We start from the raw sequence: 18,126 nt of genomic DNA on the forward strand, positions 1-18,126 counted from the left end.
AATATTTACACTATCCGCGCGCGAAATCCCAATGAAATCAGACGCATATTTTGTGGATCGGCGGGTAGCATGATCCGACCGATTGCCACTGATTGCGCGCCACTCCGAACCGGCGCGCGGGAGACCTGCGATGACGGACCTGTCGAACGGAATCGACGCCACACGGCGCGCGGGCGCGGCTCACGCCGACGCCGACCCGGAAGAAACCGCCGAATGGCTGGAAGCGCTCGACGCCGTCGTCGCGCACGTCGGCAAGGAACGCGCGCAGTACCTGCTCGGCCGGCTCGCCGCGCATGCGCACACCCGCGGGCTCGCGGCGCCGCGCGGCCCCGTCACGCCGTACCTGAACACGATCGCCGCGCACGAACAGCCGCCGTATCCGGGCGACGCCGAGCTCGAGGAACGGCTGTCCGCCGCGCTGCGCTGGAACGCGCTCGCGATGGTCGTGCGCGCGAACCGCGCATACGGCGAACTCGGCGGCCACATCGCGAGCTACGCGTCGGCGTCGGACCTGTTCGAGGTCGGCTTCAACCATTTCTTCCGAGCGGCGCCGGCCGACGCAGGCAATGAAAGCGGCCCGGGCGGCGACCTCGTGTACTTCCAGCCGCATTCGTCGCCGGGCGTCTACGCGCGCGCCTATCTCGAAGGCTTCCTCACCGAAGATCACCTGAAGCACTACCGCCGTGAAATCGCCGGGCCCGGGCTGTGTTCGTATCCGCATCCGTGGCTGATGCCGGATTTCTGGCAGTTCCCGACCGGCTCGATGGGCATCGGCCCGATCAACGCGATCTACCAGGCGCGCTTCATGCGCTACCTGCAGCATCGCGGGCTCGCGAACACCGCCGGCCGCACCGTGTGGGGCTTCTTCGGCGACGGCGAGATGGACGAGCCCGAATCGCTCGGCGCGCTGTCGCTCGCCGCGCGCGAAGGGCTCGACAACCTCGTGTTCGTGATCAACTGCAACCTGCAGCGGCTCGACGGCCCGGTGCGCGGCAACGGCCGCGTGATCGACGAGCTCGAAGCGCTGTTCGCCGGCGCCGGCTGGAACACGATCAAGGTGCTGTGGGGCTCCGACTGGGATCCGCTGTTCGCGCGCGATCACGCCGGCGCACTCGCGCGCGCGTTCGCCGACACCGTCGACGGCCAGTTCCAGACCTTCTCCGCGAACGACGGCGCGTACAACCGCGCGCGCTTCTTCAGCCGCGACCCGGCGCTCGAAGCGCTGGCCGCCCAGCTCACCGATGCGGAAATCGACCGCCTGCGCCGCGGCGGCCACGATGCGCGCAAGCTGCACGCCGCGTATGCGCGCGCGCTCGCCCATCGCGGCCAGCCGACCGTGATCCTCGCGAAGACGATGAAGGGTTATGGAATGGGCACGGCCGGCCAGGGGCGAATGACCACTCACCAGCAGAAGAAGCTCGACATCGACGACCTGAAGGCATTCCGCGACCGCTTCCGGCTGCCGCTGTCAGACCACGACGTCGAGCAGCTCACGTTCTACAAACCGGCCGAAGACAGCCCCGAGATGCGCTACCTGCATGCTCGCCGGGCTGCCCTGGGCGGCTATCTGCCCAGAAGGCGGATGGCGGCGTCGCGCGGATTGACCGTCCCGCCGACGCCAGCCTGGGGTGCGTTCGCGCTGGATGCGGCCGGCCGCGAGATGTCGACGACGATGGCGCTCGTGCGCATGCTCGCCGCGTTGATCAAGGATCGCGACATCGGTCCGCGCGTCGTGCCGATCGTCGCCGACGAGGCGCGCACGTTCGGCATGGCGAGCCTGTTCCGGCAGGTCGGCATCTACTCGCCGCTCGGCCAGCGCTACGAACCCGAGGATCTCGGCTCGATGCTCTACTACCGCGAGGACACGCGCGGCCAGATTCTCGAGGAAGGGATTTCGGAAGCCGGCGCGGTGTCGTCGTGGATCGCCGCCGCGACCGCGTACAGCGTGCACGACCTGCCGATGCTGCCGTTCTACATCTACTACTCGATGTTCGGCTTCCAGCGGATCGGCGACCTGATCTGGGCCGCCGCCGACCAGCGCTCGCGCGGTTTCCTCGTCGGCGCGACGTCGGGCCGCACGACGCTCGGCGGCGAAGGGTTGCAGCACCAGGACGGCAGCAGCCATCTGGCGGCGTCGACGATTCCGAACTGCCGCGCGTACGATCCGGCGTTCGCATACGAAGTCGCGACGATCGTCGACGCCGGCATGCGCGAGATGGTCGAACAGCAGCGCGACGTGTTCTATTACGTGACCGTCACGAACGAGAACTATGCGCAGCCGTCGATGCCCGACGACGATCCGGCCGCACGACGCGAAGGCATCCTGAAGGGCATGCATCGGCTGCCGTCCGCAGCGAACGCGACCGCGCGTGTGCAGTTGTTCGGCGCCGGCGCGATTCTCGGCGAGGTGCTCGCCGCGCAGCGGATGCTGCAGGACGACTGGGGGATCGATGCAGCCGTGTGGAGCGTCACGAGTTTCAGCGAATTGCAGCGCGACGGGATGGAAGCCGAACGGCTGTCTCGGCTCGGCGACGGATCGGCATCGTCGTATGTCACGCGGATGCTTGAAGGAACGCATGGCCCGGTAATCGCCGCGACCGATTACGTGCGTGCGGTGCCCGAACTGATCCGCGCGTACGTGCCGCGCCGCTACGTGACGCTCGGCACCGACGGGTTCGGCCGCAGCGACACGCGCGACGCGCTGCGCGCGTTCTTCGAAGTCGATCGCGCGAGCATCGTGCTCGCCGCGCTGAAGGCGCTGGCTGATGACGGGGAACTCGATGCGACTATCGTGCGCGACGCGCGGGAGCGTCTCGGCAAGACCTCGTATCCGGGCGTCGCGCCATGGCAGCGCTGATCGAGCGGCAGCCGATGACAATTCGTCAACCGAAACAATACGGCCGACTAGCCGAACAGGCGAGGATCCAGCGCGAACGCTTCTTTGCTGATCACTTTCACACTTGAAGCAAAATCCGCATGCAGCGGGTTCAGCAGCAAGTTGAAGTCGGTCGGGCAGACGACGGACGGTACGCGCATCGCCAACTGCTCGCCCGCTTCAAGCCAGACCTGCCCGATTCGGGCGGTCGACTCCGGGTCCTGCGACAGTACTGCCCAATCGTCCGGCAGGTCCGGCTGGTACGCGTGGTCATGCACGGTGTCGGGCACGTCCAGCGTCACCAAATAAAATCCGCCTGCAGGAAGCAAGCCGGACATATGGACGAGCGCCTCGAGCAACGACGTCGACGCATGGCAGCAGGTGTACAGCACCCGCATGCCGCGCGGATTCCAGCGGCCGCCTGCGATCGCCGCGCCGTTCCCGCTCAGGTCGTCGGCCAGGTAGTGCCCCTTTCGTTCTTTCGCGAGACGATACACCCTCACGCGCCGACCCCGAACTGGGCGCGGTTCAGAATGTCGCGCACCCGGTCGTAGCCGGGCTGTACGTCGAGCACTTCGAGCGGCTTCAAACCGTCGAGCTCCGCGTTCGCCCGGTTCATCCACGCCGCCGCGCGTTCGCCGTCCTCAAACAGTTCGGTGGCGAGACCTCGTACATAGAGCACGCGCGCAACGCGATCGGACTCGCCTTGCGACAACCGGTCGTGTTTGGCAATTTTCCGCAGAATGGTCGAGCTGGGCAGGCTCAGTGCGCTCAAGAGGGTCTGAACCGGCACGCCGAGCAACTCGCGCGCGACGCGCTCGATGATGACCGCGTCGAAACCCTCCGCAATCGCGCGCCGCTGCGACATCGGCGCCATCCGGGCAAAGGTGTCGAAATCGCCCTTGGCGGCGCCCAGGCCGTTCGAGCTACTCGCCTGAGGCGCGGCGCGGGGCGCGGCAGCCCGCTTGGCCGGCTGACGAGCCGCCGGTGTGGTTGCTGCCATGGAGACTCCCAAATGGGTTAATTGGAATTCTCATTGTATACGCTCAATCGGGAATTTTCAATCGACCAAACGGCATATCCGTAACCAAGGGCAATCGACGGCGCTCCGCACTAAACCGGCAACGCATGCGTCGACAGAATCTCCTTGAGCACCATGAACGAGCGCACCTGCCGCACGCCGGGCAGGTACAGCAACTGTTCGGCATGCAAGCGATTGAAGCTCTCGTTGTCGCGCGTGCGGACCAGCATGAAGTAGTCGAATTCGCCGGTCACCACGTGGCACTCGACGCACCCTGACACCTTCTGCGCGGCCTTCTCGAATTCGGCGAACGCCTCCGGCGTCGAGCGATCGAGTACGAAGCCGATCACGACCAGCATCCCGGCACCCAGCGGCTTCGGGTCGAGCAACGCGACGATGCCGCGAATCAACCCCATCTCTTTCAACCGCTCGACGCGCCGCAGGCACGCCGGCGCGCTCAGCTTCACCTTCGCGGCGAGGCTCACGTTAGAGATCGACGCGTCCTGCTGCAACTGCCGCAGGATCGCGCGGTCGATGCGATCGAGCGCCGGCGCCGCATCGGCGGAGCCGGCGCTGCTGCGATCTAATTTCATTGCGTCTCCGATAGATTTTGCGAACCAAAATTATCTGCTTCTACTTTTCGACATCGATAACGTAGGCGTTCGCCATTTATTTCGCAAGCTCATTTCCCGGCGTCCTGCCTATCATCTTTGCATCGGGACACGGCGCACCGGCCGCACGCGACCGATCCGATTTCCTGCCCACCGTCTTTCGGAGACTGTCGATGAACCTGCAACGTTTCCCCCGTTATCCACTCACGTTCGGCCCGACGCCGATCCAGCCGCTCAAGCGCCTGAGCGCGCATCTCGGCGGCAAGGTCGAGCTGTACGCGAAGCGCGAGGACTGCAACAGCGGCCTCGCGTTCGGCGGCAACAAGACGCGCAAGCTCGAATACCTCGTGCCCGACGCGCTCGCGCAAGGTGCCGACACGCTCGTGTCGATCGGCGGCGTGCAGTCGAACCAGACGCGCCAGGTCGCGGCCGTCGCCGCGCATCTCGGGATGAAATGCGTGCTCGTGCAGGAGCACTGGGTGAACTACGAGGATCCCGTGTACGACCGCGTCGGCAACATCCAGCTGTCCCGAATGATGGGCGCCGACGTGCGGCTCGTCGCCGACGGTTTCGACATCGGCATTCGCCGCAGCTGGGAAGAAGCGATGGAGAGCGTACGGCAGGCTGGCGGCAAGCCGTATCCGATTCCGGCCGGCTGCTCCGAACATCCGCTCGGCGGGCTCGGCTTCGTCGGCTTCGCGGAGGAAGTGCGCGAGCAGGAAGCGCAGCTCGGATTCAAGTTCGATTACGTCGTGGTCTGCTCGGTCACGGGCAGCACGCAGGCGGGGATGGTCGTCGGCTTCGCGGCCGACGGGCGCGCGGATCGAGTGATCGGCATCGATGCGTCGGCAAAGCCGGAGCAGACGCGCGAACAGATCACGCGCATCGCGCGGCATACGGCCGAACTGGTCGGCCTGGGGCGCGACATCGGCGAACGGGACGTCGTGCTCGACACGCGTTACGGCGGGCCCGAATACGGTTTGCCGAGCGACGGCACGCTCGAGGCGATTCGTCTGTGCGCGCGACTGGAAGGCATGCTGACCGATCCCGTCTACGAAGGGAAATCGATGCACGGGATGATCGACAAGGTGCGCCTCGGCGAATTCGAGCCGGGGTCGAAGGTGCTGTATGCGCATCTCGGCGGCGTGCCGGCGTTGAGTGCGTATTCGGAGATCTTTCGCAACGGGTGACGAACCGGCGCGCGCGGCGGGCGCGTCGCGTGCGTGCCGCCGCGGCGCGCCGAAACCCTAGGCGCTCCGCTCCCCGCTATCGAGCAACAAGCGCGCGAGCGCGGCGTCGATCTCTTGCCGGAACCCGGACCAGAAGCGCTCGACCGCACCGATATCGCCTTCGTTCGCCGCGCGCTCCATCCGCGCACATGCGGCGCTGGCGGCCATGTCGCCTACCAGTGCGAAACCGCCGCGCATCGAATGCAGTTCGACCTTGACCCGCGCGAGATCGCCGGTCGCGAGCGCATCGCCGATCGCCGCCAGCGACTTCAGGGTTGCGTCGTTCAGGGTGTTGCGAATCTCGATCGACACGCGGGTCGGACCGTCTCCCTCGTCGGGAACCGTGACGGCCGCAAGATCGCGCGCCGCCTGCCGGCGCAGCACCGCATCAAGCGCCTGAATCGACAGCGGCTTGAGCACGACCTCGGCCACGCCGGCCGCGACGCACCGACGGTAATCGTCGTCGGTCGCATGCGCGGTCATCGCGATCACCGGCACCGTCGAACCCTGCTCGCGAAGCAGCCTCGCCAGCGCGAAACCGTCGAGTTCGGGCATGCCCAGATCGGTCAGCACGATGTCGAACGGATGGGTGAAGTACGCACGCATCGCTTCGGCACCGTTCGCCACGATCGTCGCATCGTGACCGAGCACGTCGAACTGGTCGTGCAACAGCGCACGACTCGCCGGATGATCCTCGGCGACCAGCACGCGCAGCGGCTCGACGTCTTCGTGCGGCGGCGCGTCGCCACCGTCGTCGTGACCCACGACCGGCGCCGGCCGCGCCGCGCACCAGCCGGCCGGCGCCGCGGGCAACGGCAGCGCGGCGACGAAGGTCGTGCCTTCGTCGAGCCGGCTGGCGACGCTCAGCTCACCGCCCATCAGCTTCGCGATGCGCTGGCACAGCGGCAATCCGAGCCCCGTGCCGCCGAAGCGCCGATAGATCGACGCGTCGGCCTGGATATATACGTCGAACAGCGTCGCCATGCTGCCCTCGGGAATGCCGACGCCCGTATCGCTCACGGCGATCTCGACCCCGCGCGCGCGCGCGCCGGCCGGCGCGATGCGCGCCTCGATCGTCACGTCGCCGTGCGTCGTGAACTTGATCGCGTTGCTGACGAGGTTCGCCACGAGCTGCTGCAGCCGCGCCGGATCACCGACGTAGCCGTCGGCGAGTTCGGGCGCCAGCCGGCACGCGAGCGTCAGGCGCTTCGCTTCGGCAAGCGGCCTGAAAATCGCGGCGACGTCGCGCAGCACGCCGCGCAGATCGAACGGAATATGCTCGAGCGCCATCTGGTTCGACTCGGCCTTCGACAGGTCGAGCACGTCGTTGATCACGCGCAGCAGCGCATCGGACGACGACATGATCGTCGCCAGCCGGCGCCGCAGCGGCGTCGGCATCGCCCCGCGCTCCATCAGCTCCAGATTGCCGATGATCGCGTTGAGCGGCGTGCGGATCTCGTGGCTCATCGTCGCGAGAAACGTCGATTTCGCCCGGTTCGCCTGCTCGGCGGCTTCACGCGCTTCGCTCAGCGACGCCTCCGCCTGCTTGCGGGCCGTGATGTCGAGCAGCGTGCACAGCAGCACGTCGATCCCGCGATACTTGGTGCGCACGATGTGCGCGTCCAGGTACACGGTATCGCGCCCGCGGCGCTCGACGGGCAGCTCGTGCGTGACGAGCGCGCGGGTGCCGCCGTCGCGTGCGCCGTCGCGGTACGCGCGCCACAGGCGCTTGCCGAGCGGCTCGCCCGCCCCTTCCCGGTCGTACGCGAGCATCGCGTCGTTGCGCACGATCGCTTCGCCGTCGGCCAGCGACAGCAGCACGAGCCCGGCCGGCGCCGTGCGGATCAGCGTCCGGTTGAGCGCCTCGCTCTCGATCAGACGGATCGCGCGCCGGTTCGCGACGCGCAGCGCGCGCCGGTCGAACGTGACGATCGCGAACCACAGCACGGTAATCGCGAGCAACGCGCCGCCGGCCGTCAGGCTCGCAGACGCGGCGATTGCCGCCAGCACGCTGCGCCATGAGAACGTCGTCATCAGCACCAGCTCGGTGTCGGGCAGCGCGTCGCCGATCACGAAGCGGCCGCCGATGCGGCGCGCGGCCGCGCGCTCGCCGTGCGGATGGTTTGCCTCTTCGAGCGCGTACGCGATCATCTTGCGATCGGACGACTGGCCGCCGAGGACGTCGCCGTCCCCATCGACGAGCGCGTAGCTGCGGTCGATCTCGTGCGACGCGAGCAAATCCTCCGTCTGTGGACGGGCGTTGAACATGAACCAGCCGACCGGCCGGCCAGCCGCGTCGCGAACCGGCTGCGCCACGCGCAGCACCGTACGCCCGAGCAGCGGATCGAAGCGCGCGTCCACGAGCGTGCCGCTGTCGCCCGTGCGCGCCTGCGGCAGCGCGCTGTCCTCGCGCGGCATCAACTCATGCCGCAACGTCGCGACATCGAAGCCGGGCGGCAGCACGAACGCCCGCTGGGCGAGCTCGCGACCCACCACGCCGAGAAACTCGCCATTCAGCCCGATCACGTAGCCGCTCAAGCCCGAATGCACGGTTTGCGCAGTCGGCAGGATCGTCACTTCGGCCTGCCGCAGTATGATCGCCAGATACGCGGCATAACTCTCGGCCGGATGGGCCGGCGTCACGGTCGCGAGCGCGACGAACGTCGGCTGCCCGTCGCGCCCGCGGTACACCAGCTTGCCGCCGTCGGCCGCGAAGCGCGCGAGCACGTCGGGCGACGCGTAATCGCCGCGCCGCCACAGCAGCTCCATGTTGTCGACGTAGCGGTTCAGCAGGACCTTCGTCACCTGCAGCTCGGCCTGGAGTTCCGCCTTGCGCCCGAGGAAGGCCGAACGCGACCGCGCCAGATAATCGTGGACGTCGAGCCGCATCACGAGCAGTGCGCACAACAGGATGAATGCGGTGATCGCGGCGCCGCCGCCGTACAGCAGCGCCTGCTGCTGGCGCCGGACGCGGCCGGGATCGAAGGGTTTGCCGCCCATCGCGGCGTGCCGTTTGAGTTTGTCTGGCATGCGTTCCGGTGATGAGGATGACGGGCGTGCCGCGCGTGGCCGGCGCGACCGGCCGACGACGCTATTCGGGCGCGCCCGGTGTGCCCGGCGCGGGCGACGCCGACGCGTCGGGGAGCTTCCCCTCGTCGGCATAGCGAATCAGGTCGGCATCGCGGACGATGCCGAGCTTCTTCATCGCACTCGACTTCTGCGAGCTGATGGTCTGCTTGCTGCGATGGAGTTGCGCGGCGATCTCGCCGACCGTATAGCCGGCGCAGAACAACCGCACGACCTCGATCTCGCGCGTCGTCAGCGCACGGGCGATCGGCGTCGTATCGATGTCCTGCAGCAGCTGCTTGACGTACGGCGACATGTAGTTCGCGCCGACATAGGCCGCATGCACGGCGCCGATCAGGTGCGAGATCGCGTCGGACTTGCTGAGGATGCAGCTCACGCCCTGCCGGTGAATCGCATACAGCACGCTCGGATTGTCGATCATCGTGATCGTCACGATATGCAGCGCGGGAAAGCGGCGCTGCAGGAACGACAGCAGCCCGAGGCCGTCGCCGTACTTGCCGCCCGGCATCACGTAATCCAGCACCAGCACGTCGCTCTGCTGCGCGTCGAGCGCGGCGACCAGATCCGTCGAATTCGATACGGTGCCGACGAGCCGGATCGTGCTGTTGCCCTGAAGCGCCTGCGACATGCCGAGCGCGGACGCCGGATGATCGTCGGCCACCATCACGCGCACAAAGAATTCGTCCATGTTCTTGTATCCCGAGGCTTGCAGTCATGCATCCGGTTCCCGCCCGCGACGGCGAGCATGCTCGCACTATCGCGTCGACGACTGGCCGTGATCGGCTCGCCGGACAAAAAGTGACTCGATTTTAAGATAATTCCCGAAGCGCTTCCCGTCTGGGTCGAACGCACGTCGGTCCGTTGCGCGCGACGCGGCGGCAAGGTCACGGCGCGCAGCCCGCAGGAGGACGCGCTACGGCCGGCCCGAATCGCCCGGCAGATCGGGCGAGTTGTCATCCGTCCTGCTCTTCCATTCGTGGATCGCGCGTCGTTTCTGGGCCGGCGACATCAGCAGAAACTCGTTCATCAGCGTCAGGAATTCCCGGCGGGCCTTCTCGGAAAGCGCGGCGAACTCGAGCAGCAGTGCGAATATCTTCCATGCGTGACGCACGGCGTTCCCCTCCTAGGTTGATGTGAAATGTGCCGTGCGGCGTCCGCCGGCATCCTGCCTGTTCCATTTCGGACCGCGACAAAGCGCTTCCCGCATTTGCCGCATTTGCCGCATTTGCCGCATTTGCCGCATTTGCTGCGTTTGCTGCGTTTGCCACATTTGCCGCATTTGCCGCATTTGCCGCATTTGCCGCGTTTGCGGCGGTCGCGGCGGTCGCGGCGGTCGCGGCGGTCGCGGCGGTCGCGGCGGTCGCGGCGGTCGCGGCGGTCGCGGCATTCGCCGCGTTCACGGCGGTCGATTGCTCGACGACCGCTTACTCGTCGCGCAGCGCCGTCGCGCGCTCGGCAGGCCGCCGAAGCCACGGCATCGCGCTGTCGTGCTGCGCGAGCGCGGCGCGCAGATGCGCGAGCGTCACGGGCTTCGTCAGGACGCGCCGCACGCCGGCCGCCGCGCAGCGGCGCATGCCGTCCGGCGTCAGGTGCGACGTCACGACCAGCACGTCGCAACCGGCCGCGCTGCGCGCAGCCTCGGCCAGCACGTGGGCGCACATGTCGGGCAGGTCGGCGCCGATCAGCAGCACGTCCCAGCCGCCGCCGGCCAGCGATTCGAGCGCGGCACGCCCCGACCCGACCTCGGCCGCCGCGCAGCCGAGCGCCTGCAACTGTTCGCGGAAGATCGAACCGTTGACGACGACGTCGTCGGCGACCAGCACGCGCAATGCACGGCCGCCGCCGCGCGGCATCGCGTGGTCGTTCGGCGGCGAAGCGTCGCCCGACGAAGCGTCACCCGACGATTCGTCATCGGCCAGCGCCGCATGCAGCCCGCCGAGCGAATAGCTCGACACGCGCACCGTGCCGCCCGTCCGGTACGGTTCGAGCGGGCCGTCGCGCGTCGCAAGAATCAGCGGCGCGCAGTCGCGCAAGCGGTCGAGTTCCGCATGCGACCAGGCATCGGGATCGCCGAACAGCACGACCGGCCCGGCCACGCCGGCCGGCAGCCTCGACGGACTCTCGTACACGTCGACGTCGAATCCCCACGCACGCAGATGCGGCAACGCGAACGCACGCCACTCGGGATCGGCGGCGACGAATGTCAGCGCACGCGCGCGAGCCGGCCTGGCGGACGCGGCGACATCCACGCCGAGCGGCAGAAGAACCGTGAAGCAACTGCCGACGCCCGGCTCGCTCGCCACCTCGATGCGACCGCCCATCGCCGCGACGAGCCGTTGGCACAGCGCGAGCCCGAGCCCCGTGCCGCCATAGCGCCGCGTGATCGACGAATCGACCTGCGAAAACGCGCTGAACAGCTTGTGCCGATGCTCGGCCGCGATGCCGATTCCCGTGTCCTCGATCGCGACCGACAACGCCGGCGCGCCTTTGCCATCCTCGACGACCGCCACGCGCACGCTCACGCGGCCCGCGCTCGTGAACTTGATCGCATTGTTCAGCAGGTTGCCGAGTACCTGCGCGAACCGCGTCGGATCGCCGCGCATCGGTTGCGTGTCGGCTGCGTCGACTTCGCAGAACAGTTGCAGCCCCTTCGCCTTCGCGATCGGCGCGAACGCGCTCAACTCGCGCGTGACCGCCGCGATCGCGTCGAATTCGATCGACTCGACCTGCATCGCGCCGGCCTCGATCTTCGAAAAATCGAGAATGTCGTTGACGAGCGCGAGCAGGCTCGTCGCCGACGTGCGCAGCGTGCCGACCCGGCCATGTTGTACCGCGTCGAGCGCCGAGCGCTCGAGCAGTTCGAGGTTGCCGAGGATCACGTTCAGCGGCGTGCGGATTTCATGACTCGTCGCCGCGAGAAACGACGATTTCGCGGCGTTCGCCGAGTCGGCCGCGCGCACGGCCTCCTCGAGCTTCTGCATCAGTTGATGCTTCGCGGTCGTGTCCGCGACCGCGGCAATCAGCACGTCCGTCCCCTGATAGCGCGCGCCGCATGCGATGAATTCGAAGTGCAGATGCGCGTCCTCGCCGCTGCCCAGCACGAGATCGTCGTGCAGCACGCCATCGCCGCCGCTCGCGACATGCGCCTGCCACGCGGCGGCTACCTGGTTCGACAGCGCGTGAAAGTCGCCGCCGAACCGCGCGACCATGTCCGTCAGAGCGGGGCTCGCGAGCAAGAAATGTCCGTCGTCGCGCGCGATCAGCCCGAGCCCGATCGGCGCCATCTCGATCACGCTGCGGCACAGCGCCTCGCTGTCGAACACGCGCTGCGAACGCGCATAGAGCGGCGCGAACTCGCGGCGGTGAAAACGCAGCAGCAATCCCCACATGACGGCGAGCGTCAGCAGCGTTGCCGCCAGCAACGTGCCGGCCGAACGCGCGACGCCGGCCGCGACGTCGGCCCACGACAACGCGTATGCGAACGTCCAGCCGGTCGATTCGAGCCGGCCGTGAAACAGCAGGAAGCCGTCGCGGAACACGGGCGCCCCCGACGACGCGCGACTGCGCCACGGCGCCAGTTCCAGCAGGCGCGCGGTGCTGCTCGCATCGCCCGCGGCGGGATCCATCGCGACGAGCCGGCCATCGGCGGTCGTGATGTAGAACGCGCCGCCGGGGCGGTAATCGGCCAGCCACGACAGCAGGTAATCGGGGGAATATTGGGTCACGAGCACGGCAAACGTCCTGCCGTTGTCGCGCGCTTCGGCCGCGATCCGGATGCGCGGCTGCCCGGACACGGGATCGGTGAACGGCGGCAGCCAGCGCACGTGCGGCCGGGCATCGACGATCGGCGGATACGCGCGCTCGAAATCAATGTGCAGCGCATCGAGTACGCGGGCGCGCGCGTCGGGCGATGCCAGCGCCGGATCGTCGGGATTCCGGTTCGGCACCAGCCCGAACATGCCGGTGCGCGTGCTGTAGTGGTAACCCTCCAGCGTGCGCCCGCGATTGATCGAACTCGCCGCGCAGATACGCGACAGCAGCACCGACAGCGACAGGTAGCGCGCCACCTCGGCGCGATCGCCGGTTCGCCCGGGCACGCCGAGCACGAGCGACGGATGCGGCCGGATCGCGACGCGCTGGCCGTCGCGGAAGAACGCGTCGACGTCCGACGCGGGCGCGCTATCGGCTTCGCGCCAGATCAGCTGCGCGTTCGCGACGCCGTTGCGGAACGACGTCTCGCTCACCTGGATCTCGTTGAGTGTCTGCTCCAGCCCGTTCAGGTAGTTGCGCCGTTCGCCCTCGACATGGCCCGAGATGATCGCCACCATCCCCAGACCGCATGCAATCAGGACCAGGATCGTAACGACGATGCCGCCACCGAACACCGAAATGCTCAGATAGCGGCGCAGGGATTGAAGCGGACTCTGCGGCATGACGAGCGACGAGAACCGCGTATCCGAACGATGCCGATCCGGATCGCACGACATTGCGGGAACTCACCAGTGGAAACGTGAAATGAGTTCCGACAATGCCAAACGCGTGCGGGAGCGTCCACCCCGGTCGAACCGTTTCGTACTTGTCAATTACGATCGATGCGTCATTTAGAACTTGACCTAGATTCGAAGCCGCGAAAGGCCGCGGCAGGACACGCCCTGGCCGCGTGCCGAAACACCCGACGCGCGGCGGGGCGGGAGAAAAACGCGCGGAAACGGATGGAGGCGATCCGGGAGTGCCTCGCGCGGACGTGCCGCGCAAACGGCGCGGCACGCGCTCAACCGGCAAACGGCGGCCCGCTCGGTTCTGCGTGAGCGGATCAGCACCGTGCACGGGAAGCCGGTGCAGTGCGCCGGCTTGAAATAGAACGACGCCGTCACGATCGGCGGCGTGGTGCATCCGCTTGAGTGTCTGGTAGCTGTCCTGGCGCACACCGTCGCCGCGGAAATAACGCAGGCCGAGGTCGTAGGCGGCCTTCGGCTGGGTCTTCGCAGCCTGCTTCAGCGACACGATGCGCGGATCCTCGCGGTCATCCGGATCGACCTTCTTTTGATAGGAGACCTGATCTTCATGGCGATCGTAACACCCTGCGTCATCGCAGATCCGCACGGTATTCCCGGTGACGGACGGACCCTTCGCACCGCGGCCAACAGCAACAGCAGCTCCGGTGCGAGTAACCGGTGAGCCATTTCGCGCTTTCCCCACGTCTTATTCGCGCCGTATTGCTTCGCGCTATCCCGCCCCCGCGAGCGCGTACCCGGCTTGCGCGCGGCGAGGCGAATACAATTCACCCACGCCGACACGCAGTCCAAGGCTCTCTCAGGCTCTCTCTGGCGCTCTTCGAATCGTTCAGTCACGCGCTGGCTGCCGCTTTTCGCTGGGCCGAATGTGTCGACACCGGCCTCCAAACATGACGCGACAAACAATAGTGACGCGATAAGCAATAATAATGGAGAAAAATGGCATGTCAAGGTGATTCGCGTTTTCAAAGTTTGCGTATCGCGTCACTTTTGAATATGCTCTTCGTCGCTCAAACCCAGGAGACCCCATCGAGATGCCCAATAGCGAGCAGGCCAACGTCGATCTCATCACCGCCACCAAGGTGCACGATCTGCTGACGCGCAACGGCATTCCGCCGCGCAGTCACAACACCACGATCGCGAACGTGCTGGGCCTCAGTTTCTCGGTCGTCACACGCAAGATGAAAGGCCTGATCCCGTGGAACCTGTCGCAGTTGCAGGACATCGCGACGCACTTCGGCGTGCCGCCCGCGATCCTGCTCGACGACAAGGGCACGCAGCCGGCCGCCGCCGAGATGATCGACGCGACGCTCGTGATCGAGTCGCGCCGCTTGCGCTGCCGTGCGGCGATCTCGGCGAAGGCCAGCAGCCAGATCGAAACGGATTTCGTCGCGCTGCAGTGGCAGGGCGAATGGATCGTCACCGAACGCCAGCACGCGCGCGAAGGCCGCCTCTATCCGGTCGACGTGATCGAACTGCGCTCGAGCCAGCCGACCGTCTACGCGGCGCGGATCGCGGTGGTCGACGATTCGCAGGACGTCGCCGAAACCGTGTGCGAATACTTCATTGAAAAAGGCGTGAACGCGATCCCTTACTATGACGGCGCATCGTTCCGCAAGGCGCTGGAAGTCGAGGATTTCGACGGCTACATCCTCGACTGGATGCTGGGCGACCAGACGGCCGCCGAGCTCGTGCGCGGCATCCGCTCGAGCGAGAACGGCGGCGCGCCGATCTTCCTGCTGACCGGCAAGATCTCCACCGGCGAGGCGAGCGAGGACGAAATCGCGCACATCGTGTCGCATTACAACGCGCGCTGCGAGGAAAAGCCGGTGCGCCTGCCGATCCTGTTCGCCGAAGTCGCGCGCGAACTGAAGATCACGCTGCCGTCCGCCACCACCGCCACGGCGAGCTGAGACCACGGCGAAAACCCACCTCCACACGAACACGACCAAGGGAAAGACATGCGCGTTTCGACCATCTGGATCAAAAGCCTGGTCACGGCCGGCCTGCTCGGCATCGCTGCCGCGAGCTGGGCCGCGTCGTTCACGTTCACCGTCGACGGCAAGATCGGCCGCAGCAACCAGCCCGGCAAGACCATGTTCGTCTTTACCGAGCAGGCGCTGATGGCGCTGCCGCAGTACACGATCGTCACGTCGACGAGCTGGACGCCGAAGGCGACCTTCACCGGCCCGCGCCTGTCCGACGTGCTGAAGACCGTCGACGCGCACGGCACGCAGATCGAGTTCCGCTGCATCGACGAATACACGTTCACGATCCCCGTGTCGGATGCCGACAAGTACGGCGTGATCCTCGCGCGCACGATGAACGGCAAGGTGCTCGGCAACGACAACTACGGCCCGCTGTGGATCATGTATCCGCGCGACCAGTATCCCGACGAGCTCAAGACGCCGCTCGGCGAAGCCAAGTTCGCGTGGCAGATCATCGGCCTGACCGTGAAGTAAGCGCGCGACATGAAGCGCGGGCGGTGGAAGAACAGAAAAATCATCCTGGTCCTGGGATCGCTGTGGATCCTGGGATTCGCCGCATGGGCGTTCCTGCTGTGGGACCTGCTCGCGACGTCGGTCAACGAGGGCGTGCTCGAAGGACCGCGTGAAGGCGTGTTCTGGACCGCCGCGCAATACCGCAACGTCTACACGCGCTTCGACCGCCAGCTGATCCTCTACGCGACGCACGTGGACGACGACTTCGACCACGTGCAGATGCAGCTCGACAGCCTGTCGGTGTCGTTCGGGTTCCTGCAGCGGCCGTCCGAGGTGTCCGAATACTGGCTGCGCATCCCGCGTGCCCGCGCCCAGATCGCGGCGCTCGGCGAATTCATGACGCGCCTGAGGCAGGAGGTGCCGTTGCTGCGCACCGCACCGGGCGGCGCACAGCGCGTGATCGACGAGGTCAGTACGTACTGGCCGAAGGTCAACGGCCTCGCGAACGACTTCCGTGCGATCGAGATGGCGCAGCGCGACTTCACGTTCCATCAGCTGCGAGAAAAGCAGCAGGCGATCGTGTCGCTCGGCATCATCCTCGGCGTGATCCTGTGCGCGCTGTTCCTGCTGCTGTTCTATACGATGCGCACGCGCGACGACCTGCTCGAACGACAGAACGCGGCGCTCGATGCGGAGCGCAAGGCATCCGATCGCGCGTTCGAGATGATCGAGGCGAAGAACGCGTTCCTCGGGATGGTCAGCCATGAACTGCGCACGCCGCTGCAGGCGATCTGCGGATCGATCGAGATCCTGCTCGCGCGGCCGCAATCCGACGCGAACCTGAAGACGATCCGGCGACTGCAGAATTCCGCATCGTCGCTCGAAGCGCTGGTCAAGGACCTGACCGACTACATCAAGCTGCGCTCGACCAAGCGCCTCGCCGAAACCGAAACGGTCGGCATCGCATCGCTGCTCGCCGAAGTGCTCGATCCGCTGCGCGCGAAGATCGCGGCCAAACGGATCGCGGTCGCGCAGCAGGTCGAGCCTGGCGATCTCGCGATCCGCTCCGATCGCAAGCTGTTGCGTCAGGTGCTGTCGAACCTGATCGAGAATTCGGTCAAGTACACGGTCGGCGGATCGATCGACGTGTCGATCACGCTCGCCGACGCGCCGGCCGGCCGGCAATTGAAAATCGCCGTGCGCGACACGGGCGCCGGCATCGCGAAACAACACCTGTCGAAGATCTTCGAGCCGTTCTATCGCGCGAACGACGCGGTCGGGCTGCACGTGGACGGCATCGGGATGGGGCTCGCCGTCGTGCGCGAAATCGTGACGACGCTGCGCGGGCATGTGGACGTGCGCAGCACGGTGGGCGAAGGCAGCGAGTTCGTCGTGACGCTGCCGGCCGAAGTGCCGGGCATCGACACGGCCGGCCACGCGGCCGGGGATGCACCCGCACTGCCGCCCGCGACCGAACACCGGGACCGGCGCGCGCTGGTGGTCGACGACAACGACAACGCACGCGAAACGCTCGGCGCGATGCTGTCGGCGCTCGGCATCGAGGCCGACCTGTGCGGCACCGGACAGGAAGGCGTCGCGCGCTTCGGCACCGGCCGCTACGACATTGTCGTGCTCGATCTCGAACTGCCGGACCTGAGCGGCTTCGAAGTCGCGCGGCGCATTCGGGCGGTGGCGGAACCCGACGACGACGGCCGCCATCCGGCGATCCTCGGCGTCAGTGCATATGAGTCGGCTGCGCTGCGCGAAAACAAGCAGATATTCGACGAATTCCTGCCGAAGCCTGTCCACCTGCGCGAACTCGGCGCGCTCGTCGAGAAGCTGCTCGCGTAAGCCCGCGATACCGTGTGCGCCTGCGCACGGCATCGCATCGCGCGCCTGCGCCGCGTCACCCGTCGATACTCATTCGCCGATCAGATGCAGCACGATGTCGCGCCGGTGCGCGGCACGGCGATGCTCGAACAGGTAGATGCCCTGCCAGGTGCCGAGCACCATGCGTCCGTGCTCGACCGGGATCGACAGCTGCACCTGCGTCAGCGCCGTACGCAGATGCGCGGGCATGTCGTCGGGCCCTTCGGTGTCGTGCTCGTAGCGCGTGTCGTCCTCGGGCGCGAGCGTCGCGAAATAGCGTTCGAGATCGCGCTGCACCGATGGATCCGCATTCTCCTGGATCAGCAGCGACGCCGACGTATGGCGGCAGAACACCGTGAGCAGGCCGGTGCGGATCGTCTGCTGGTCGACGAACGCCCGCACCTGCAACGTGAATTCGACGAGGCCGCTGCCGCGCGTGTCGACGCCGATGTGCGTGATCGCCTGTTGCATGATGTCGA

Annotated in this window: 13 protein-coding genes and 1 pseudogene; 5 read left to right on the top strand and 9 right to left on the bottom strand. The window is 66.9% G+C overall.

What is annotated here, in order from left to right; translation table 11 throughout:
- Window positions 1–130 precede the first annotated feature (130 nt).
- On the top strand, window positions 131–2,857 hold the full coding sequence (mdeB, locus tag U4Y91_RS01970) for an alpha-ketoglutarate dehydrogenase (RefSeq protein ID WP_321802887.1): 2,727 nt from the start codon (window positions 131–133) through the stop codon (window positions 2,855–2,857).
- Between the two features lie 47 nt (window positions 2,858–2,904).
- Here the strand turns inward: mdeB and U4Y91_RS01975 are convergent, their stop codons facing one another.
- The 3 genes from U4Y91_RS01975 to U4Y91_RS01985 form a co-directional block, all read right to left on the bottom strand.
- The gene (locus tag U4Y91_RS01975; protein ID WP_321802889.1) at window positions 2,905–3,378 is read right to left on the bottom strand and encodes an RES family NAD+ phosphorylase; all 474 of its coding nucleotides are present in this window, start codon (window positions 3,376–3,378) and stop codon (window positions 2,905–2,907) included.
- Window positions 3,375–3,878 carry an antitoxin Xre/MbcA/ParS toxin-binding domain-containing protein gene (locus tag U4Y91_RS01980; protein WP_044845409.1) on the bottom strand — a complete coding sequence of 168 codons (504 nt, stop codon included), beginning with the start codon at window positions 3,876–3,878 and terminating at the stop codon, window positions 3,375–3,377. The genes U4Y91_RS01975 and U4Y91_RS01980 overlap by 4 nt, the downstream gene beginning before the upstream one ends.
- Window positions 3,879–3,988: 110 nt before the next feature.
- Complete coding sequence (locus U4Y91_RS01985; RefSeq protein WP_321802891.1) at window positions 3,989–4,489, bottom strand: Lrp/AsnC family transcriptional regulator; 501 nt, start codon at window positions 4,487–4,489, stop codon at window positions 3,989–3,991.
- A gap of 191 nt (window positions 4,490–4,680) precedes the next feature.
- Here U4Y91_RS01985 and U4Y91_RS01990 point away from each other — a divergent pair, with 191 nt between their 5' ends.
- On the top strand, window positions 4,681–5,697 hold the full coding sequence (locus U4Y91_RS01990; protein ID WP_321802892.1) for a 1-aminocyclopropane-1-carboxylate deaminase: 1,017 nt from the start codon (window positions 4,681–4,683) through the stop codon (window positions 5,695–5,697).
- 57 nt (window positions 5,698–5,754) lie between these two features.
- Here the strand turns inward: U4Y91_RS01990 and U4Y91_RS01995 are convergent, their stop codons facing one another.
- The 5 genes and pseudogenes from U4Y91_RS01995 to U4Y91_RS02015 form a co-directional block, all read right to left on the bottom strand.
- Entirely contained in the window at window positions 5,755–8,766 is a 3,012-nt protein-coding gene (locus U4Y91_RS01995) for an ATP-binding protein (protein ID WP_321802894.1), read from the bottom strand.
- A 61-nt stretch (window positions 8,767–8,827) separates the two neighbouring features.
- Window positions 8,828–9,511, bottom strand: a complete 684-nt coding sequence (locus U4Y91_RS02000) for a response regulator (protein WP_321802895.1) — start codon at window positions 9,509–9,511, stop codon at window positions 8,828–8,830.
- Window positions 9,512–9,736: 225 nt separating this feature from the next.
- On the bottom strand, window positions 9,737–9,934 hold the full coding sequence (locus U4Y91_RS02005) for a hypothetical protein (RefSeq protein WP_321802897.1): 198 nt from the start codon (window positions 9,932–9,934) through the stop codon (window positions 9,737–9,739).
- Window positions 9,935–10,247: 313 nt separating this feature from the next.
- Window positions 10,248–13,256 (bottom strand): ATP-binding protein, encoded by a 3,009-nt coding sequence (locus tag U4Y91_RS02010; RefSeq protein WP_321802899.1) that lies wholly within the window; start codon window positions 13,254–13,256, stop codon window positions 10,248–10,250.
- A 439-nt stretch (window positions 13,257–13,695) separates the two neighbouring features.
- Window positions 13,696–14,006, bottom strand: a pseudogene (locus U4Y91_RS02015) (sel1 repeat family protein); the annotation flags it as partial.
- 365 nt (window positions 14,007–14,371) lie between these two features.
- Between U4Y91_RS02015 and U4Y91_RS02020 the strand changes: the two are divergent.
- Genes U4Y91_RS02020 through atsR form a run of 3 tightly spaced genes read left to right on the top strand, consistent with a single transcriptional unit; the run spans window position 14,372 to window position 17,629 of the window.
- Window positions 14,372–15,250: a response regulator gene (locus U4Y91_RS02020; protein ID WP_321802900.1), complete on the top strand. Its 879-nt coding sequence runs from the start codon at window positions 14,372–14,374 to the stop codon at window positions 15,248–15,250.
- 48 nt (window positions 15,251–15,298) lie between these two features.
- The gene (locus tag U4Y91_RS02025; RefSeq protein ID WP_257774377.1) at window positions 15,299–15,799 is read left to right on the top strand and encodes a molybdopterin-dependent oxidoreductase; all 501 of its coding nucleotides are present in this window, start codon (window positions 15,299–15,301) and stop codon (window positions 15,797–15,799) included.
- A 9-nt stretch (window positions 15,800–15,808) separates the two neighbouring features.
- On the top strand, window positions 15,809–17,629 hold the full coding sequence (gene atsR, locus U4Y91_RS02030; RefSeq protein ID WP_321802902.1) for a hybrid sensor histidine kinase/response regulator AtsR: 1,821 nt from the start codon (window positions 15,809–15,811) through the stop codon (window positions 17,627–17,629).
- A gap of 69 nt (window positions 17,630–17,698) precedes the next feature.
- On the opposite strand, the gene U4Y91_RS02035 is transcribed toward atsR, so the two are convergent.
- A complete protein-coding gene (locus tag U4Y91_RS02035; protein WP_321802904.1) occupies window positions 17,699–18,118 on the bottom strand; it encodes a secondary thiamine-phosphate synthase enzyme YjbQ in 420 nt (139 codons plus the stop codon).
- Window positions 18,119–18,126 lie beyond the last annotated feature (8 nt).

The organism is Burkholderia sp. BCC1993 (genome assembly GCF_905339865.1).
Classification (GTDB): domain Bacteria; phylum Pseudomonadota; class Gammaproteobacteria; order Burkholderiales; family Burkholderiaceae; genus Burkholderia.